At 64.2% G+C, this 19,687-nt stretch carries 15 protein-coding genes; all 15 read left to right on the top strand.

Annotated elements, in window-relative coordinates; all coding sequences use genetic code 11:
* The first annotated feature begins 152 nt into the window (after positions 1–152).
* The 15 genes from secE to tuf all read left to right on the top strand — a co-directional run bounded on the left by secE (position 153) and on the right by tuf (position 19,368).
* Positions 153–347: a preprotein translocase subunit SecE gene (gene secE, locus ACTZWU_RS07500; protein WP_304617288.1), complete on the top strand. Its 195-nt coding sequence runs from the start codon at positions 153–155 to the stop codon at positions 345–347.
* Between the two features lie 176 nt (positions 348–523).
* Positions 524–1,060, top strand: a complete 537-nt coding sequence (gene nusG / locus ACTZWU_RS07495) for a transcription termination/antitermination protein NusG (protein ID WP_444736735.1) — start codon at positions 524–526, stop codon at positions 1,058–1,060.
* An 85-nt stretch (positions 1,061–1,145) separates the two neighbouring features.
* Positions 1,146–1,598: a 50S ribosomal protein L11 gene (rplK, locus tag ACTZWU_RS07490; RefSeq protein WP_304617286.1), complete on the top strand. Its 453-nt coding sequence runs from the start codon at positions 1,146–1,148 to the stop codon at positions 1,596–1,598.
* Positions 1,599–1,601: 3 nt separating this feature from the next.
* Positions 1,602–2,300: a 50S ribosomal protein L1 gene (rplA, locus tag ACTZWU_RS07485; protein WP_444736734.1), complete on the top strand. Its 699-nt coding sequence runs from the start codon at positions 1,602–1,604 to the stop codon at positions 2,298–2,300.
* A 244-nt stretch (positions 2,301–2,544) separates the two neighbouring features.
* A complete protein-coding gene (rplJ, locus tag ACTZWU_RS07480) occupies positions 2,545–3,060 on the top strand; it encodes a 50S ribosomal protein L10 (protein WP_444736733.1) in 516 nt (171 codons plus the stop codon).
* Positions 3,061–3,125: 65 nt separating this feature from the next.
* A complete protein-coding gene (gene rplL, locus ACTZWU_RS07475; RefSeq protein WP_444736732.1) occupies positions 3,126–3,497 on the top strand; it encodes a 50S ribosomal protein L7/L12 in 372 nt (123 codons plus the stop codon).
* Positions 3,498–3,736: 239 nt separating this feature from the next.
* Positions 3,737–7,882, top strand: a complete 4,146-nt coding sequence (gene rpoB / locus ACTZWU_RS07470; protein ID WP_444736731.1) for a DNA-directed RNA polymerase subunit beta — start codon at positions 3,737–3,739, stop codon at positions 7,880–7,882.
* A 49-nt stretch (positions 7,883–7,931) separates the two neighbouring features.
* Positions 7,932–12,140 (top strand): DNA-directed RNA polymerase subunit beta', encoded by a 4,209-nt coding sequence (rpoC, locus tag ACTZWU_RS07465; RefSeq protein WP_444736730.1) that lies wholly within the window; start codon positions 7,932–7,934, stop codon positions 12,138–12,140.
* Positions 12,141–12,246: 106 nt separating this feature from the next.
* Entirely contained in the window at positions 12,247–13,074 is an 828-nt protein-coding gene (locus ACTZWU_RS07460) for a putative rhamnosyl transferase (protein ID WP_444736729.1), read from the top strand.
* A 37-nt stretch (positions 13,075–13,111) separates the two neighbouring features.
* Complete coding sequence (locus ACTZWU_RS07455; protein ID WP_444736728.1) at positions 13,112–14,050, top strand: DMT family transporter; 939 nt, start codon at positions 13,112–13,114, stop codon at positions 14,048–14,050.
* Positions 14,047–14,862: a glycosyltransferase gene (locus tag ACTZWU_RS07450; RefSeq protein WP_444736727.1), complete on the top strand. Its 816-nt coding sequence runs from the start codon at positions 14,047–14,049 to the stop codon at positions 14,860–14,862. The genes ACTZWU_RS07455 and ACTZWU_RS07450 overlap by 4 nt, the downstream gene beginning before the upstream one ends.
* Positions 14,863–15,135: 273 nt before the next feature.
* Positions 15,136–15,507 carry a 30S ribosomal protein S12 gene (gene rpsL / locus ACTZWU_RS07445; protein ID WP_022705687.1) on the top strand — a complete coding sequence of 124 codons (372 nt, stop codon included), beginning with the start codon at positions 15,136–15,138 and terminating at the stop codon, positions 15,505–15,507.
* A gap of 12 nt (positions 15,508–15,519) precedes the next feature.
* Complete coding sequence (gene rpsG, locus ACTZWU_RS07440; RefSeq protein WP_444736726.1) at positions 15,520–15,990, top strand: 30S ribosomal protein S7; 471 nt, start codon at positions 15,520–15,522, stop codon at positions 15,988–15,990.
* Between the two features lie 18 nt (positions 15,991–16,008).
* A complete protein-coding gene (fusA, locus tag ACTZWU_RS07435) occupies positions 16,009–18,132 on the top strand; it encodes an elongation factor G (protein ID WP_444736725.1) in 2,124 nt (707 codons plus the stop codon).
* Positions 18,133–18,192: 60 nt separating this feature from the next.
* A complete protein-coding gene (gene tuf, locus ACTZWU_RS07430; RefSeq protein ID WP_444736724.1) occupies positions 18,193–19,368 on the top strand; it encodes an elongation factor Tu in 1,176 nt (391 codons plus the stop codon).
* The last annotated feature ends 319 nt before the right edge of the window (positions 19,369–19,687 follow it).

Raw genomic sequence — 19,687 nt, 5'->3', positions numbered from 1 at the left:
CGCTCGCATCCTTGGGTCCGGCCGGTTTCCGGCAGCTTAATCGCCACACACCGAATGCCGGGCATTTGAGGGAAATCCCGCCACGCCCGCGCCGCCTTGAAAACCGCGCCTGTCCCCGCTAGATGATGCCCAGCAATCGAGGAGCCTGAGCCGTGGCCAATCCCGTCCAGTTCATCAACCAGGTCCGCGCCGAGGCGGCCAAGATCACCTGGCCGACGCGCCGCGAGGTCATCACGACCACGATCATGGTCTTCATCTTCGCCTCGCTGACCAGCCTGTTCTTCTTTCTGGTCGATCTGGCGATCCGCACCGGCCTGACGCAGGGCCTGCGCCTGATCAGCGGCTGACGCCAGGGGTTGCATTCGCCGGGCGAGGGCGTTAATAGCCCGGGACTGTCCGGCAACCGGCGTGCATCGAATCCGCATGCGCGCCGATTTCGATTTTGGCGGACTTCTTTGGAATTCAACGGGTTGGCGCCGTCCGGGCGCGATTCTCCGGAACACGAGCAGGGGTCGATCGAGACATGGCAAAGCGTTGGTATTCGGTCAGCGTCCTGTCGAACTTCGAAAAGAAGGTCGCAGAGGCGATTCGCCAAGCCGTCGCCGAGAAGGGTCTCGAAGACCAGATCGACGAGGTTCTGGTCCCGACCGAAGAGGTCATCGAGATCCGTCGCGGCAAGAAGGTCACGTCCGAGCGGCGCTTCATGCCCGGCTACGTGCTGGTCCACATGGACATGTCCGACCGCACCTATCACCTGGTCAACTCGATCAACCGCGTCACCGGCTTCCTCGGCGCCCACGGCAAGCCCATGCCGATGCGCGACGACGAGGTGAACGCGATGCTGAACCGCTCGGGGACGGGCGAGCCCGCGGCGCCGCGCAACCTGATCCGCTTCGACGTGGGCGAGAAGGTCAACGTGACCGACGGCCCGTTCGAGGGTTTCTCGGGGATGGTCGAAGAGGTCGACGAGATCTCGTCGCGCGTCAAGGTCACGGTCTCGATCTTTGGCCGGCCGACGCCGGTCGAACTGGAATTCACGCAGGTTAGCAAGACCTCGTGATTGGCTGCGGGAGGTTCGCCCCACGGGGCGGCCGCACCGCTAAATCGGCCCCGTTCGCGGGCTTGATGATGAAGGAGTAGGCCAGATGGCCAAGAAAGTTGTCGGCAGCCTCAAGCTGCAAATCAAGGCGGGTCAGGCGAACCCGTCGCCCCCCGTCGGCCCGGCTCTGGGTCAGCGCGGCATCAACATCATGGAATTCTGCAAGGCGTTCAACGCCAAGACGCAGGAGATGGAGCAGGGCTCGCCCGTTCCCGTGGTGATCACCTATTACGCCGACAAGTCGTTCACCTTCGAGACGAAGACGCCCCCGGCGTCCTTCCTGCTGAAGAAGGCGGCCGGTCTGAAGCCCGTGGGCAAGCGCAACCGCGCCAAGGGTTCGGAAAAGCCGGGCCGTGCCGTCGCCGGCACCGTCACCGTCAAGCAGGTGCGCGAGATCGCCGAAGCGAAGATGAAGGACCTGTCCGCGAATGACGTCGAAGCGGCAATGAAGATCATCGTCGGCTCGGCCCGTTCGATCGGCATCGAGGTGAAAGGCTAAGTCATGGCAAAGCTGTCCAAGAAAAAAGCCGCCGCCCGCGCCGCGTTCGAAGGCAAGACCAACCTGACCGTCGAAGACGCGGTCAAGCTGGTGAAATCCGCCGCTTCGGCCAAATTCGACGAGACCGTCGAGATCGCGCTGAACCTGGGCGTCGATCCGCGCCATGCCGACCAGATGGTTCGCGGCGTCGTGACGCTGCCCGCCGGCACCGGCAAGGATGTCCGCGTCGCCGTCTTCGCCCGTGGCCCCAAGGCTGACGAGGCCAAGGCCGCCGGTGCCGAGATCGTCGGCGCCGAGGACCTGCTGGAGACCATCCAGTCCGGCAAGATCGAGTTCGACCGCTGCATCGCGACCCCGGACATGATGCCGCTGGTGGGCCGCCTGGGCAAGATCCTGGGCCCGCGCAACCTGATGCCGAACCCCAAGGTCGGCACGGTGACGATGGATGTGAAATCGGCCGTCGAAGCTGCCAAGGGTGGCGAAGTCCAGTTCAAGGCCGAGAAGGCGGGCGTCGTCCATGCCGGCATCGGCAAGGTCTCGTTCGACGAGGACAAGCTGGCGCAGAACCTGCGCGCCTTCGTTGATGCGGTCCAGAAAGCCAAGCCCACGGGCGCGAAAGGGACCTACATGAAGAAGGTCTCGATCAGCTCGACCATGGGGCCGGGCGTGTCGGTGGACGTCCTGTCCGCGACCCAGGCCTGAGGCCATTGAGTTTCCCGGCCGCCCTTGCGGGTTGGTCGGGGATGGCGGGGCGCCAGTCGCCCCGTCCTGTCCGAGACGGAGGGTGCGGGGAGACCCGCTTAATTTCCTTCCTGAGATGGGGAAGCATTTTTCCGAAGACCGCGATGCGGCCCTTCGGGTGATCTTGCCCTAGCGGACCCGACCCGCGGCCCCGGCCGTGGGAAAAGTGAGAGCCGGGGGGAAACCCCCAACTTGGAGTGAAACCGTGGATAGAGCACAGAAAGAACAACTGGTCGATGAACTCGGCCAGATCTTCGAAAGCTCTGGCGTCGTGGTGGTTGCCCACTACGAGGGGATGACGGTTGCACATATGCAGGACCTCCGCTCGCGCATGCGCGAAGCCGGTGGTTCGGTTCGCGTTGCCAAGAACAAGCTCGCCAAGATCGCCCTGGAAGGTAAGCCTTGCGCCAGCATCGCCGACTACCTGACGGGCATGACTGTGCTCACCTATTCGGAAGATCCCGTGGCAGCCGCCCGGATCGCCGACAAATACGCCAAGGACAACGACAAGTTCGTGATCCTGGGCGGTGCAATGGGTGACCAGGCTCTGGATCCGGCCGGTGTGAAAGCCGTCGCCTCGATGCCGTCGCGTGAAGAGCTCATCGCTCAGATCGTGTCCTGCATCGGCGCGCCTGCCAGCAACATCGCCGGTGCCATTGGCGCGCCTGCTTCGAACATCGCGAGCATCCTCACGACTCTGGAAGAGCGCGAGGCTGCGTAAGCAACCCTATTCCTTCGTGTGGTCGCTGACCCGATGTTGGAACACTAACTGGAAAGAACGGAAAAATGGCTGATCTGAAACAACTCGCCGAACAAATCGTGGGCCTGACCCTGCTGCAAGCCCAGGAACTGAAGACCATCCTGAAGGATGAGTACGGCATCGAGCCCGCCGCCGGCGGCGCCGTCATGATGGCCGGCCCCGCTGCCGCTGCCGAAGCCGTGGAAGAAAAGACCGAATTCGACGTCGTCCTGGTCGACGCCGGCGCCAACAAGATCAACGTGATCAAGGAAGTGCGCGGCATCACCGGTCTGGGCCTGAAAGAAGCCAAGGACCTGGTCGAAGCCGGTGGCAAGGTGAAAGAAGGCGTGTCGAAGGCCGAAGCCGAAGACTTCAAGAAAAAGCTGGAAGACGCCGGCGCCAAGGTCGAACTGAAGTAATCGGCCCTTGGCCGGTCGCTGAGATCGCATGAATTGGGCAGGGTCCGGGATTTCCCGGTCCCTGCCGAACCTGTCTTGAAGGTCGGTCTGCCGTTCAGACCTCCCTTCAGGGCATGTTCGAGGTTCGGGAGCTTCGCGGTGGGACGCGCGGCACGAATGGAACCTCAACCCTGCATTCGTAGGTGCGTTCCGGGGGCCCCGACCCGGCCGCGCGCGAAGACGAAAGGTGACAAGACCCCATGGCGCAGTCCTATGTCGGCCAGAAGCGCATCCGGCGCTATTACGGCAATATCCGCGAAGTTCTCGAGATGCCGAACCTCATCGAGGTTCAGAAATCCTCGTATGACCTGTTCCTGAACTCGGGCGAGGGCACGGGCCACCACGACGGCGAGGGCATCCAGGGTGTCTTCCAGTCGGTCTTTCCGATCAAGGATTTCAACGAGACGGCTGTTCTGGAATTCGTGAAATACGATCTGGAAAAGCCGAAATACGACGTGGACGAGTGCCAGCAGCGCGACATGACCTATGCGGCGCCGCTGAAGGTCACGCTGCGCCTGATCGTGTTCGATGTCGATGAGAACACCGGCGCCAAGTCGGTCAAGGACATCAAGGAACAGGACGTGTTCATGGGCGACATGCCCCTGATGACGACGAATGGCACGTTCATCGTGAACGGGACCGAGCGGGTCGTGGTCAGCCAGATGCACCGTTCGCCCGGCGTGTTCTTCGACCATGACCGCGGCAAGACGCACAGCTCGGGCAAGCTGCTGTTCGCCTGCCGGATCATTCCCTATCGCGGCTCGTGGCTGGATTTCGAATTCGACGCCAAGGACCTCGTGTTCGCGCGCATCGACCGCCGCCGCAAACTGCCGGTGACGACGCTGCTTTATGCGCTTGGCATGGATCAGGAGGGCATCATGGATGCCTTCTACCAGACGGTGAACTACTCCCTGCGTCGCGAGGGGCGCGAGCAGGGCTGGGTCACCCGCTTCTTCCCCGAGCGCGTGCGCGGCACCCGTCCGGCCTTTGATCTGGTGAACGCCGAGACCGGCGAGGTCATCACCAAGGCTGGCGACAAGGTGACGCCGCGTCTGGTCAAGAAGCTGCTGGATTCGGGCGAGCAGGTGAACCTGCTTCTGCCGTTCGAGCGCATCGTCGGCCGCTTCATCGCCAAGGATATCGTGAACGACCAGACCGGCTTCATCTATGCCGAGGCCGGCGACGAGATCACCGCCGAATACAACAAGGAAGGCGATCTGTCGGGCGGCCTGCTGAAAGTGCTGCTGGACAACGACATCACCGAGGTCCCGGTTCTGGACATCGACCATGTCAATGTCGGCCCCTACATCCGCAACACGATGGCCGCCGACAAGAACATGAGCCGCGACGGCGCGCTGATGGATATCTATCGCGTCATGCGCCCGGGCGAGCCGCCCACCGTCGAGGCCGCGCAGACCCTGTTCAAGAGCCTGTTCTTCGACGCCGAGCGTTACGACCTGTCCGCCGTGGGCCGGGTCAAGATGAACATGCGTCTGGACCTTGACGCGCCGGACACGCAGCGCACGCTGCGCCACGAAGACATCGTGGCCTGCGTTCGCGGCCTTGTGGAGCTGCGCGACGGCAAGGGCGAGATCGACGATATCGACCACCTCGGCAACCGCCGGGTGCGTTCGGTCGGCGAGCTGATGGAGAACCAGTATCGCGTCGGCCTGCTGCGCATGGAGCGCGCCATCCGCGAGCGCATGTCGGGCGTCGAGATCGACACCGTCATGCCGCAGGACCTGATCAACGCCAAACCGGCTGCGGCTGCGGTGCGTGAATTCTTCGGCTCCTCGCAGCTGTCGCAGTTCATGGACCAGACCAACCCGCTGTCCGAAGTGACGCACAAGCGCCGTCTCTCGGCACTTGGGCCGGGCGGTCTGACGCGCGAGCGTGCGGGCTTCGAGGTGCGCGACGTTCACCCGACCCATTACGGCCGGATGTGCCCGATCGAGACGCCGGAAGGCCAGAACATCGGCCTGATCAACTCGCTGGCCACCTTTGCCCGCGTGAATAAGTATGGCTTCATCGAGACGCCCTATCGCAAGGTGATCGAAGGTCAGGTGACCGACGAGGTCGTCTACATGTCCGCGACCGAGGAGATGCGTCACACCGTGGCGCAGGCCAACGCGACGCTGGACGGTGAAGGCCGCTTTGTGGACGAGCTGATCTCGACCCGTCAGGCGGGCGACTTCATGTTGAACCCGGTCGATGCCGTCGATCTGATCGACGTGTCGCCGAAACAGCTGGTCTCGGTCGCCGCCGCGCTGATCCCGTTCCTGGAAAACGACGACGCCAACCGCGCGCTGATGGGCTCGAACATGCAGCGTCAGGCGGTTCCGCTTCTGCGGGCCGAGGCGCCCTTTGTCGGCACCGGCATGGAGGCGACCGTGGCCCGCGATTCGGGTGCGGCGATCATGGCGCGTCGCAGCGGCATCATCGACCAGGTTGACGCGCAGCGGATCGTTGTCCGCGCGACCGAGGATCTGGGCGCGGGCGATGCGGGCGTGGACATCTACCGTCTGCGCAAGTTCAAGCGCTCGAACCAGTCCTCGACCATCAACCAGCGCCCGCTGGTGAAGGTGGGCGAAAAGGTCGTGAAGAACCAGGTCATCGCCGACGGTCCCTCGACCGATCAGGGTGAACTGGCCATCGGCCGGAACGTGGTCGTCGCGTTCATGCCGTGGAACGGCTACAACTACGAAGACTCGATCCTGATTTCCGAGCGGATCCACCGCGACGACGTGTTCACCTCGATCCATATCGATGAATACGAGGTTGCGGCCCGCGATACGAAACTGGGGCCGGAAGAGATCACACGCGACATCCCGAACGTGGGCGAAGAAGCCCTGCGCAATCTGGATGAGGCGGGCATCGTCTATATCGGCGCCGAGGTCGGGCCGGGCGACATCCTTGTGGGCAAGATCACCCCCAAGGGCGAAAGCCCGATGACGCCGGAAGAAAAGCTGCTGCGCGCCATCTTCGGCGAAAAGGCATCGGACGTGCGCGACACCTCGCTGCGTCTGCCGCCGGGTGCTTACGGCACGATCGTCGAGGTGCGCGTCTTCAACCGCCACGGCGTGGACAAGGACGAGCGTGCGCTGCAGATCGAGCGCGAGGAAGTCGAACGTCTGGCCCGTGACCGGGACGACGAGCAGGCGATCCTGGACCGCAACATCTATGCGCGCCTCAAGACGCTGATCCTGGGCAAGACCGCGCTGAAGGGGCCGAAAGGCATCAAGCCGAACAGCGAGATCACCGAGGAACTGCTGGGCACGCTGTCGCGCGGCCAGTGGTGGCAGCTGGCTGTCTCGGAAGAGGACACGGCCAAGGAAGTCGAGGCGCTGAACGGCCAGTACGACACCCAGAAGAAGCTGCTGGAAGCCCGCTTCGAGGACAAGGTCGAGAAAGTCCGTCAGGGCGACGACCTGCCGCCGGGCGTGATGAAGATGGTCAAGGTCTTCGTCGCCGTGAAGCGCAAGCTTCAGGCCGGTGACAAGATGGCCGGTCGCCACGGCAACAAGGGCGTCGTCTCCAAGGTCGTCCCGATCGAGGACATGCCTTTCCTGGCCGACGGCACGCCCGTCGATCTGGTGCTGAACCCGCTCGGCGTGCCGTCGCGGATGAACGTGGGGCAGATCCTTGAAACCCATATGGGTTGGGCATCGCGCGGTCTTGGCATCAAGATCGACGAGGCGCTGGAAGATTATCGCCGCAACGGCGACATGACCCCGGTGCGCGAGGCCATGCGGATCGGCTATGGCGACGAGCTTTATGCCGACACATTCGCGGACATGGACGACGAGACGCTGCGCGAACATGCCGGGACGGTGCGGACGGGTGTTCCCATCGCCACGCCGGTCTTTGACGGCGCCAAGGAAGCCGATGTCAACGACGCGCTGACGCGGGCGGGCTTCGACACCTCGGGTCAGTCGGTGGTCTTCGACGGCCGCACGGGCGAGCAGTTCGCACGCAAGGTCACCGTGGGGATGAAATACGTCCTCAAGCTGCACCACCTTGTCGATGACAAGATGCACGCCCGTTCGACCGGGCCGTACAGCCTGGTCACGCAGCAGCCTCTGGGCGGCAAGGCGCAGTTCGGTGGTCAGCGTCTGGGTGAGATGGAGGTCTGGGCGCTGGAAGCCTATGGCGCCGCCTACACCCTGCAAGAGATGCTGACGGTCAAGTCGGATGACGTGGCAGGCCGGACCAAGGTCTACGAGTCCATCGTCAAGGGCGAGGACAATTTCGAGGCCGGCGTCCCCGAAAGCTTCAACGTGCTGGTCAAGGAGGTCCGGGGTCTGGGCCTCAACATGGAACTCCTGGATGCGGAGGAAGAGGAGTGAGGGCGAAAGCCCTCATCCACCCCCAACGCGCCCTTTCAAGGATTGAAAAATGAACCAGGAACTCGCCACCAACCCGCTGAACCCGCTGGCCCCGCCGCGGCAGTTCGATGAAATCAAGATCTCGCTGGCCTCGCCCGAGGAAATCCTCGCCTGGTCCTTCGGCGAGGTGAAGAAGCCCGAGACGATCAACTACCGCACGTTCAAGCCGGAACGTGACGGCCTGTTCTGCGCGCGCATCTTCGGGCCGATCAAGGACTACGAGTGCCTTTGCGGCAAGTACAAGCGCATGAAGTATCGCGGCCTCGTCTGCGAGAAATGCGGCGTGGAAGTGACCCTGCAAAAGGTCCGCCGCGAGCGGATGGGCCATATCGAACTGGCCGCGCCCGTCGCGCATATCTGGTTCCTCAAGTCGCTGCCCTCGCGCATCGGCCTGATGCTGGACATGACGCTGCGCGATCTCGAGCGGATCCTGTATTTCGAGAACTACGTCGTGATCGAGCCGGGTCTGACCGACCTGACCTATGGCCAGCTTCTGTCCGAGGAAGAATATCTCGACGCGCAGGACAATTACGGTGCCGACGCCTTCCAGGCGGATATCGGCGCCGAAGCCATCCGCGCGATGCTGGCCAATATCGACCTGGCCGCCACCGCCGAGCAGCTGCGCGAGGACCTCAAGGAGGCCACGGGCGAGCTGAAGCCGAAGAAGATCATCAAGCGCCTGAAGATCGTCGAGTCGTTCCTCGAGTCGGGCAACCGTCCGGAATGGATGGTCCTGACCGTGATCCCGGTCATTCCGCCGGAACTGCGCCCGCTGGTCCCGCTGGATGGCGGCCGGTTCGCCACGTCGGACCTGAACGATCTCTATCGCCGGGTCATCAACCGCAACAACCGCCTGAAGCGCCTGATCGAGCTGCGCGCGCCCGACATCATCGTGCGCAACGAAAAGCGGATGCTGCAGGAATCGGTCGATGCGCTGTTCGACAACGGCCGTCGCGGCCGCGTCATCACCGGCAACAACCGTCGCCCGCTGAAGTCGCTGTCGGACATGCTGAAAGGCAAGCAGGGCCGCTTCCGCCAGAACCTTCTGGGCAAGCGCGTGGACTTCTCGGGCCGTTCGGTCATCGTGACCGGTCCCGAACTCAAGCTGCATCAGTGCGGCCTGCCGAAGAAGATGGCGCTGGAGCTGTTCAAGCCGTTCATCTATTCGCGGCTTGAGGCGAAGGGGCTTTCCAGCACCGTCAAGCAGGCGAAGAAGCTGGTTGAAAAGGAACGCCCCGAGGTCTGGGACATTCTGGACGAGGTCATCCGCGAGCATCCGGTTCTGCTGAACCGCGCGCCCACGCTGCACCGTCTGGGCATCCAGGCCTTCGAGCCGATCCTGATCGAGGGCAAGGCGATCCAGCTGCACCCGCTGGTCTGTTCGGCCTTCAACGCCGACTTCGACGGCGACCAGATGGCCGTGCACGTTCCCCTCTCGCTGGAAGCCCAGCTTGAGGCGCGCGTCCTGATGATGTCCACGAACAACGTTCTGTCGCCCGCCAACGGCGCGCCGATCATCGTTCCATCGCAGGACATGGTTCTGGGCCTCTACTACACGTCGATGAGCCGCGACGGCATGAAGGGCGAGGGCATGGCCTTCGCCAATGTCGACGAGGTCGAGCACGCCCTTGCCGCAGGCGAGGTGCATCTGCACGCCAAGATCACCGCGCGGATCAAGCAGATCGACGAGAACGGCAACGAGGTGCTCAAGCGCTTCGAAACGACGCCGGGCCGCATCCGTCTGGGTGCGCTGCTGCCGATGAACGCCAAGGCGCCCTTCGAGCTGGTCAACCGCCTGCTGCGCAAGAAGGACATCCAGAACGTCATCGACACGGTCTATCGCTATTGCGGCCAGAAAGAATCGGTCATCTTCTGCGACCAGATCATGGGTCTGGGCTTCCGTGAAGCGTTCCGCGCCGGCATCAGCTTCGGCAAGGACGACATGGTCGTTCCCGACAACAAGTGGTCGATCGTCGAGGAAGTCCAGGAACAGGTGAAGGAGTTCGAGCAGCAATATCTCGACGGCCTCATCACCCAGGGCGAGAAGTACAACAAGGTCGTGGACGCCTGGTCCAAGTGCAACGACCGCGTGACCGACGCCATGATGGCGACGATCTCGGCCACCAAGAAGGACGAGAGCGGCGCCGAGATGGAGCCGAACAGCGTCTATATGATGGCCCATTCCGGCGCCCGGGGTTCGGTCAACCAGATGAAGCAGCTGGGCGGGATGCGCGGCCTGATGGCCAAGCCCTCGGGCGAGATCATCGAGACGCCGATCATCTCGAACTTCAAGGAAGGTCTGACCGTTCTTGAATACTTCAACTCGACCCACGGCGCGCGCAAGGGTCTGTCGGACACGGCGCTCAAGACGGCGAACTCGGGTTATCTGACCCGTCGTCTGGTGGACGTGGCGCAGGACTGCATCATCCGCGAGCATGATTGCGGCACCGACCGCGCGATCACCGCTTCGGCGGCGGTCAATGACGGCGAGGTGATCAGCCCGCTCTCCGAGCGTGTTCTGGGCCGCACCGCGGCCGAGGATGTGCTGGTTCCGGGCAGCGACGAGATCATCATCCGTGCGAACGAGGTGATCGACGAACGCAAGGCCGACGCGATCGAGCAGGCGGGCGTCCAGACCGTCCGCATCCGCTCGGCGCTGACCTGCGAATCCGAGGACGGGATCTGCGCGCTCTGCTATGGCCGCGATCTGGCCCGCGGCACGCTGGTCAATATCGGCGAGGCTGTCGGCATCATCGCCGCCCAGTCCATCGGCGAGCCGGGCACCCAGCTGACGATGCGGACCTTCCACATCGGCGGCATCGCGCAGGGTGGCCAGCAATCCTTCCAGGGCGCCTCGCACGAGGGGACCGTCCAGTTCCGTAACGAGAACGTCCTGACCAACGCCTCGGGCGAGCATATCGTGATGTCGCGCAACATGCAGCTGCTGATCCTTGACGATCAGGGGCAGGAGCGCGCCAGCCACAAGCTGTTCTACGGCTCGAAGCTGTTCGTGAAGGAAGGCGAGAAGGTCACGCGAGGCCTCAAGCTGTTCGAATGGGACCCCTATACCCTGCCGATCATCGCCGAAAAGGCCGGTATCGCGCGCTTCGTGGACCTGCTCTCGGGCCTGTCGGTCCGCGACGAGACCGACGATGCGACGGGCATGACCCAGAAGATCGTGACCGACTGGCGTTCCGCGCCGCGCGGCAGCGATCTGAAGCCCGAGATCATCATCATGGATGAGAACGGCGAGCCGGTCCGCAACGACCAGGGCAACCCGGTCAGCTATCCGATGTCGGTCGATGCGATCCTCTCGGTCGAGGACGGGCAGGAGATCAAGGCCGGTGACGTGGTCGCGCGGATCCCGCGCGAGGGCGCACGGACCAAGGACATCACCGGGGGTCTGCCCCGCGTGGCGGAACTGTTCGAAGCCCGCCGTCCCAAGGATCACGCCATCATCGCCGAGGTCGATGGCTATGTGCGCTTTGGCAAGGACTACAAGAACAAGCGCCGCATCACTATCGAGCCGTCCGAAGAGGGCACGGCCCCCGTCGAATACATGGTGCCGAAGGGCAAGCACATCCCGGTGCAGGAAGGCGACTTCGTGCAGCGCGGTGACTACATCATGGACGGGAACCCGGCGCCGCACGACATCCTGCGCATCATGGGGATCGAGGCCTTGGCCGACTACCTCATCGACGAGGTGCAGGACGTCTATCGACTGCAGGGCGTGAAGATCAACGACAAGCATATCGAGGTGATCGTTCGCCAGATGCTTCAGAAGATCGAGATCCTCGACAGCGGCGACACCACGCTGCTGAAGGGCGAGCATGTCGAGCGTGACGAGTTCGCCGAGGAGAACGCCAAGGTCGAGGCCCGTGGCGGGCGTCCCGCCCAGGGCGAGCCGGTCCTCTTGGGCATCACCAAGGCGTCGCTGCAGACCCGCAGCTTCATCTCGGCCGCGTCCTTCCAGGAAACGACCCGCGTGCTGACCGAGGCTGCCGTCCAAGGCAAGCGCGACAAGCTGGTCGGTCTGAAAGAGAACGTCATCGTGGGCCGCCTGATCCCGGCGGGCACCGGTGGCGCGACCAGCCGCGTGCGCCGGATCGCGTCCGAGCGCGATGCCAAGGTGATCGAGGCGCGCCGCGCCGAGGCCGAGGCAGCGGCGGCTCTGGCCGCCCCGGTCGAGACCGGCTTTGGCGGCGACAGCGAGGCCTGATCGCCCCTGACATGAAGGAAAAGGCCCGGCCCCGCGCCGGGCCTTTTTCGTTGACGCTGCGGGCGCGGGGGCGCTACCCCGCCAGAAGGGTATTGCGGGGTCAGGGATGCGTATTCAGGTTCTGGGGCTGTGCCGGTTCTCGATGCTGGTTCAGGGCGATTTCCAGACCACGGGCGAGGATCTGGATCGCAACCGCGCGCTGCTTTATGACCCGGCGCGGATGGAACAGCGCATGCGCTGGTTCGAGAACCTCTGCCTGCCGCCCCTGATGTGGCAGCATGATCCGGACTTCACGCTGATCCTTGCCACGGGCGAGGACCTGCCCGAACCCTGGATCAGCCGGCTGCGCGCCATCGCCGAAGCCGTTCCGCAGATCCGGCTGGAACAGGTCGCTCCGGGCCGGCACGCCGAGATCTGCAAGGCCCTGCTGGCGCGCCACACCGAACCGGGCGCGGATGTGGTCGCGCAATTCCGCATGGATGACGACGACGCGGTGGCGCGCGATTACGTGGCGCGGGTCCGGCGCGACTGGCGGCTGGTCGCGCCGATGATGAATGGCAATGACCCCGTCGCGCTGGATTACGGGCGCGGCCTGGTGCTGGAACAGGCGCGCGATGGCGGCCTGTCGCTGCGCTGCGAGCTGACGCATTTCTGGGTGCCTGCGCTGACGCTGTATTTTCCCGGCGGCAAGCCGCGTTCGATCATGAACTACCGCCATGACTGGATGTGGCGCTTCGTGCCGACGATCAGCCGACCCGACGGGCTGATGTGGGTGCGGGGCTTCCATGCCAGCAATGACAGCCCCCGCGATCCTTACGGCCACCGCAGGATCGAGATGTCCGAAGCCGAGATCGAGGCCGCGCTTCTGCGCCGCTTCGGGCTTGGCAAGGCGCAGCTTTTCGGCGCAATCTCGGCGCAGGAGGCGGGCGGCTGAGCCTGCCTTGACCGGATCTCCAACCTCACAGGTCAGCATGGCCCCGCCTCTCGTCTCGCCCCTGCGCCGCGTGCGGCCCGCCTCGATCCGCCCCGAGCCGCTGAAGCCCGGCGACAATCTGCGCGGGGCTGCCTTGATGTCCGCCTCGATGGTGGCGTTCACCTGCAATGACGCGGTGGTCAAGTTCGTGTCGCAGGATCTGCCGCTCTATCAGGTGATCGCGCTGCGGGGGGCGGTGGTGATGGCGCTGATCGCGCTGCTGGCGCAGCGTCAGGGCGGCTTGCGGCTGCGGATCGATCGCGCCGCGCGGCGCCCGATGAGCCTGCGCCTGCTGGGAGAGCTGGGCTCGACATTGCTGTTCCTGAACGCGCTGCAGCATATGGCCATCGGCGACCTGACCGCGATCATGCAGGCGCTGCCGCTTGCGGTGATGCTGGGCGCGGCGCTGTTCTTCGGCGAAAGCCTCGGCTGGCGCAGGCTGACGGCGGTTCTGGTCGGCATGGCGGGGGTGCTGCTGATCCTGCGGCCCGGCTCTGGCGCCTTCGGGATCTGGTCGCTGGTTGCGCTTGGGGCGATGCTGTTGGTCGCGTTGCGCGATCTTTCGACGCGCAGTTTCGGCGCGCAGGTCGGATCGGCCACCATCGCGTTCTATGCCGCCGCCGCCGTCACGGTGATGGGCCTTGTCCTCAGCCTCTTTCAAGGGTGGGAGACCCCCAGCCTGCGCCAGCTTGCGCTTCTGGGCCTGTCGGGGCTGTTCCTGTCGGTCGGCTATGTGACCGCCGTATCGGCCATGCGGATCGGCGAGATCTCGGCCGTGGCGCCCTTCCGCTATACCTCGCTGCTGGCGGCGATCATCCTGGGCCTGCTGGTCTTCGGCGAATGGCCGGATGCCTGGACCTGGGCGGGATCGGCGCTTGTCGTGGGCGCGGGGATCTATACGATCTGGCGTGAAAGCAGGTTGGGGCGGCGCGCATGAAGGTGCAGATGCTGGGTCTGTGCCGCTTTTCCTATGTGGGATTGCGCGGCTACCAGGTCGAACATGCCAGCTACGACGAGCGGCGGGCCTATCTTTACGATCCCGCCCGGCTTGAGCGGCGCTGGCACTGGTTTACGCGGGTCGCCCTGCCGGGCTGGCGCGCGCAGACCGACCTCGATTTCACGCTGGTCGTGATGACCGGCCCGGACCTGCCCGAGCCCTTCATGTCGCGCTTGCGCGATCTGTGCCATGAGATCCCGCAACTTCGGCTGGAACTGGTCCCCCCGATGGAGCGTCACCTTGCCGCCTGCCGCGCGGCCGTCGCGCCGCATCTGGACGCTGCGGCCGATGTGATCGGGCACTTCCGGCATGATGACGACGATGCGGTGGCGCTGGATTACGTTGCCTGCACCCGCGCGGATTTCGCGAAGGTCCGCGACCTCTGGCAGGCCGAGGGAAAGCTGTCGCTGGATTACGGGCGGGGCCTGATGCTCAAGGCCGAGGGCGGTCAGATCGCCATCACCCCGCGTCTGTGTCACAACATGGGCGTCGCGCTGACGATCTTCCTGCGCCCCGACGCGCCCGAGACCGCGCTGCATTACGACCATTCCAAGCTGGCGCAATGGATGCCGGGGGTCCAGATCAACCGGCCTCTGATGTTCATCCGCTCGATCCACGGTGACAGCGACAGCGGCTCGATGGGGCCGGGCCTGCCCTGGGACCTGCCCGAAGACCAGCAGGGCCGCCAGCTGCGGCAGCGTTTCGGCCTGCGTCGCGCCGACCTCAAGCAGATGGCGCGCGACCTGCTTTAGCGCAGGCGGGGCAGGGGTCGGGGCAGGGGGGGGCGCGGTTGACACTCCCCACGATTCCCCATATAGCGCCGCTACCCGGGAGGCGACTGTCCGGGTGCCAGAACCAAATGCGGTCACGATCCGGGCCCTTTCTAGCCCCGATCCTCTGGAATGATGCCCGTCAGCCCTTCATGGGCCGGACGGGTTTGGCATTTTGCGATTCGCGCAGGATGCGGTCGAGAAGTGGCGCAACCGGTTGGTTGCGAGTATTGACAGAGCAAGACGGGGAACCGAATGCCGACGATCCAACAGCTGATCCGCAAACCGCGGCAGCCGAAAGTGCAGCGCTCGAAGTCGCAGCACCTTCAGGGCTGCCCGCAGAAGCGCGGCGTCTGCACGCGCGTCTACACCACGACGCCGAAGAAACCGAACTCCGCTATGCGTAAGGTCGCCAAGGTGCGCCTGACGAATGGCTTCGAGGTCATCTCCTACATTCCGGGCGAAAAGCACAACCTGCAGGAACACAGCGTCGTGCTGATCCGTGGCGGCCGCGTGAAAGACCTTCCGGGTGTCCGTTACCACATCCTGCGCGGTGTGCTGGATACCCAGGGCGTCAAGGATCGTCGTCAGCGTCGTTCGAAATACGGCGCGAAGCGTCCGAAGTAAGGAGAGGCATCAATGTCCCGTCGTCACGCCGCTGAAAAGCGCGATGTCCTGCCCGACGCCAAATTTGGCGATCGCGTGCTGACCAAATTCATGAACAACCTGATGGTTGACGGCAAGAAATCGACCGCCGAGCGGATCGTCTACAACGCGCTTGACCGCGTTCAGACCCGCCTCAAGCGCGAGCCGATCGAAGTCTTCCACGAGGCGCTGGATAACGTGAAACCCTCGGTCGAGGTGCGTTCGCGCCGCGTCGGCGGTGCCACCTACCAGGTTCCCGTCGAAGTCCGCCCTGTCCGCCGCGAGGCGCTGGCGATCCGCTGGCTGATCGCCGCCGCGGCCAAGCGCAACGAAAACACGATGGAAGAGCGCCTTGCGGGCGAGCTGGCCGACGCCGTCAACGGCCGCGGCACCGCCGTGAAAAAGCGCGAAGACACGCACAAGATGGCCGACGCCAACAAGGCGTTCAGCCACTACCGCTGGTAAGGCAAGAGGATTCAGACCATGGCACGCGAATATCCGCTGCAGCGTTACCGCAACTTCGGCATCATGGCCCACATCGATGCCGGGAAAACGACGACGACCGAGCGTATCCTCTACTACACCGGCAAGTCGCACAAGATCGGCGAAGTGCATGACGGCGCCGCGACCATGGACTGGATGGAGCAAGAGCAGGAGCGCGGCATCACGATCACGTCTGCCGCGACCACCACGTTCTGGCAGCGCCAGGAGGATCCCTCGACCGAGGGCACTTCCGAGACCAAGTTCCGCTTCAACATCATCGACACGCCCGGCCACGTGGACTTCACCATCGAGGTCGAGCGTTCGCTGGCGGTTCTGGACGGTGCGATCTGTCTGCTGGACGCCAATGCCGGCGTTGAGCCGCAGACCGAAACCGTGTGGCGTCAGGCTGACCGTTACAAGGTTCCCCGGATCGTGTTCGTCAACAAGATGGACAAGATCGGCGCGGACTTCTTCAACTGCGTCAAGATGATCAAGGACCGCACCGGCGGAACCCCCTGCCCGATCGCTTTCCCGATCGGCGCCGAGGACAAGCTGGAAGGCATCGTCGATCTGATCAAGATGGAAGAATGGGTCTGGAAGGGCGAAGACCTCGGCGCAAGCTGGGTTCGTCAACCGATCCGCGACGAGCTGAAGGACCTGGCCGACGAGTGGCGCTCGAACCTGATCGAGCTGGCCGTCGAGCAGGACGACACCGCGATGGAAGCCTACCTCGAGGGCAACGAGCCCGACGAGGACACCCTGCGCGGCCTGATCCGCAAGGGCACGCTGTCGCTGTCGTTCTTCCCGGTCACCGCCGGTTCCGCGTTCAAGAACAAGGGCGTGCAGCCGCTGCTGAACTCGGTCATCGACTTCCTGCCCTCGCCGCTGGACGTGCCTGCCTATATGGGCTTCGCCCCCGGCGACGAAAGCGAGACCCGCAACATCGAGCGTCGCGCCGATGACGCGCAGCCCTTCTCGGGTCTTGCGTTCAAGATCATGAACGACCCCTTCGTCGGCTCGCTGACCTTCACGCGCATCTATTCGGGCGTGATGAAAAAGGGCGATCAGATGCTGAACGCCACCAAGGGCAAGCGCGAGCGCGTCGGCCGCATGATGATGATGCACTCGATCAACCGCGAGGAGATCGAGGAAGCCTTTGCAGGCGACATCATCGCGCTGGCCGGTCTGAAGGACACGACCACGGGCGACACGCTCTGCGATCCGTCGCAGCCCGTCGTTCTGGAAACGATGACCTTCCCCGAGCCGGTCATCGAGATCGCCGTCGAGCCCAAGTCGAAAGCCGACCAGGAAAAGATGGGCCTTGCCCTTCAGCGCCTGTCGGCCGAAGACCCGTCCTTCCGCGTCGAGACCGACATCGAGTCGGGCCAGACCATCATGAAGGGCATGGGCGAACTTCACCTCGACATCCTGGTCGACCGCATGAAGCGCGAGTTCAAGGTCGAGGCGAATATCGGTGCGCCCCAGGTGGCCTATCGCGAGACGATCAGCCAGCCGGCCGAGATCGACTACACGCATAAGAAACAGACCGGTGGTACCGGTCAGTTCGCGCGCGTCAAGCTGCAGATCACCCCGACCGAGCCGGGCGAGGGCTACTCGTTCGAATCCAAGATCGTCGGTGGCGCGGTGCCCAAGGAATACATCCCGGGCGTCGAAAAGGGCATCAAGTCGGTCATGGATTCCGGTCCGCTGGCAGGCTTCCCCGTGATCGACTTCAAGGTCGCGCTGCTGGACGGTGCGTTCCACGACGTCGACTCGTCGGTCCTGGCCTTCGAGATCGCCTCGCGCGCCGCGATGCGTGAAGGCCTGCGCAAGGCCGGTGCGAAACTGCTCGAGCCGATCATGAAGGTCGAGGTCGTGACGCCCGAAGAATACACGGGTTCGATCATCGGCGACCTGACCAGCCGTCGCGGCATGGTCCGCGGCCAGGACAGCCGTGGCAACGCGAACGTCATCGACGCTTTCGTGCCGCTGGCCAACATGTTCGGCTACATCAACAACCTGCGGTCGATGTCTTCGGGTCGCGCGGTGTTCACCATGCTGTTCGACCACTACGAGGCCGTGCCGCAGAACATCTCGGACGAGATCCAGAAGAAATACGCCTGATCTTGCGGCGGGGCCTCGGCCCCGCTACCCCACACGCATTGACGAACAAGGAGCCATTCCATGGCAAAGGCAAAGTTTGAACGGACGAAACCGCACGTCAACATCGGCACGATCGGTCACGTTGACCACGGCAAGACGACGCTGACGGCTGCGATCACGAAGTATTTCGGCGAGTTCCGCGCCTATGACCAGATCGACGGCGCGCCCGAAGAGAAGGCCCGCGGGATCACGATCTCGACCGCGCATGTGGAATACGAGTCCGAGTCGCGCCACTACGCGCACGTGGACTGCCCGGGCCACGCCGACTACGTGAAGAACATGATCACCGGTGCCGCCCAGATGGACGGCGCGATCCTGGTCGTGAACGCCGCCGACGGCCCGATGCCGCAAACGCGCGAGCACATCCTGCTGGGCCGTCAGGTCGGCATCCCCTACATGGTCGTCTACCTGAACAAGGTCGACCAGGTGGATGACGAAGAGCTGCTGGAACTGGTCGAGATGGAAGTGCGCGAGCTGCTGTCCAGCTACGACTACCCGGGCGACGACATTCCGATCATCAAGGGCTCGGCCCTGGCCGCGATGGAAGGCCGCGACAACGCCATCGGCGAGGACTCGATCCGCGCGCTGATCGCCGCCGTCGACAGCTACATCCCGACCCCCGAGCGTGCGATCGACCAGCCCTTCCTGATGCCGATCGAGGACGTGTTCTCGATCTCGGGCCGCGGCACGGTCGTGACCGGCCGTATCGAGCGCGGCGCCGTGAACGTCGGCGACGAACTGGAGATCGTGGGCATCCGCGACACCCGCAAGACCACCTGCACGGGCGTCGAGATGTTCCGCAAGCTGCTGGATCGCGGTGAGGCTGGCGACAACATCGGCGCGCTGCTGCGCGGCGTTGACCGTGACGGCGTCGAGCGTGGCCAGGTGCTGTGCAAGCCCGGCTCGGTGAAGCCGCACACGAAGTTCGAGGCCGAGGCCTACATCCTGACCAAGGAAGAGGGCGGCCGCCACACGCCGTTCTTCGCGAACTACCGTCCGCAGTTCTACTTCCGCACGACGGACGTGACGGGCACCGTGAAGCTGCCGGAAGGCACCGAGATGGTGATGCCGGGCGACAACCTGAAGTTCGAGGTCGAGCTGATCGCCCCGATCGCGATGGAAGAGAAACTGCGCTTCGCCATCCGCGAAGGCGGCCGCACCGTCGGCGCAGGCGTCGTCTCGAAGATCCTCGCCTGATCTGAAAGCATAGGTCGGATGATCCCTCAAAAGGGGATATCACGATCCGGAAGGCCGCCCCTTGGGCGGCCTTTTGCGTTGGCGCGGCGGCCCTGATCCGTCGCCCGACAGGGCTAACCAGCGCCCGTTGTCGCGCACGCTTCCGCAAGGATGATGCCACTCCAGAGATCGAGCTGATGTGCCGGGTCTTCGCCGGACAGCACGTGGCGGGGTGAGGAATTTGGCCTCGCTTCTGCGATCCGCCTGCACCATTCATCTGCGCTAGGATCAGCAGCGGCGATCACGGGCCATCCCGTCCAAATGTCGGGAAAAACCGGCC

The organism is Paracoccus sp. NSM (genome assembly GCF_052379855.1).
Lineage (GTDB): Bacteria > Pseudomonadota > Alphaproteobacteria > Rhodobacterales > Rhodobacteraceae > Paracoccus.
Note: the sequence above shows the minus strand (reverse complement) of the source record. Positions and strands in the feature narration are given on the sequence as shown.

Excerpts from the sequence above, each read along its gene's own strand:
- rpoC (WP_444736730.1), top strand. The coding sequence starts at position 7,932 with ATGAACCAGGAACTCGCCACCAACCCGCTGAACCCGCTGGCCCCGCCG.
- nusG (WP_444736735.1), top strand. The coding sequence starts at position 524 with ATGGCAAAGCGTTGGTATTCGGTCAGCGTCCTGTCGAACTTCGAAAAG.
- ACTZWU_RS07455 (WP_444736728.1), top strand. The coding sequence starts at position 13,112 with ATGGCCCCGCCTCTCGTCTCGCCCCTGCGCCGCGTGCGGCCCGCCTCG.
- rplL (WP_444736732.1), top strand. The coding sequence starts at position 3,126 with ATGGCTGATCTGAAACAACTCGCCGAACAAATCGTGGGCCTGACCCTG.
- ACTZWU_RS07450 (WP_444736727.1), top strand. The coding sequence starts at position 14,047 with ATGAAGGTGCAGATGCTGGGTCTGTGCCGCTTTTCCTATGTGGGATTG.
- tuf (WP_444736724.1), top strand. The coding sequence starts at position 18,193 with ATGGCAAAGGCAAAGTTTGAACGGACGAAACCGCACGTCAACATCGGC.
- rpsG (WP_444736726.1), top strand. The coding sequence starts at position 15,520 with ATGTCCCGTCGTCACGCCGCTGAAAAGCGCGATGTCCTGCCCGACGCC.
- rplA (WP_444736734.1), top strand. The coding sequence starts at position 1,602 with ATGGCAAAGCTGTCCAAGAAAAAAGCCGCCGCCCGCGCCGCGTTCGAA.
- rplK (WP_304617286.1), top strand. The coding sequence starts at position 1,146 with ATGGCCAAGAAAGTTGTCGGCAGCCTCAAGCTGCAAATCAAGGCGGGT.
- rpoB (WP_444736731.1), top strand. The coding sequence starts at position 3,737 with ATGGCGCAGTCCTATGTCGGCCAGAAGCGCATCCGGCGCTATTACGGC.
- ACTZWU_RS07460 (WP_444736729.1), top strand. The coding sequence starts at position 12,247 with ATGCGTATTCAGGTTCTGGGGCTGTGCCGGTTCTCGATGCTGGTTCAG.
- fusA (WP_444736725.1), top strand. The coding sequence starts at position 16,009 with ATGGCACGCGAATATCCGCTGCAGCGTTACCGCAACTTCGGCATCATG.
- rpsL (WP_022705687.1), top strand. The coding sequence starts at position 15,136 with ATGCCGACGATCCAACAGCTGATCCGCAAACCGCGGCAGCCGAAAGTG.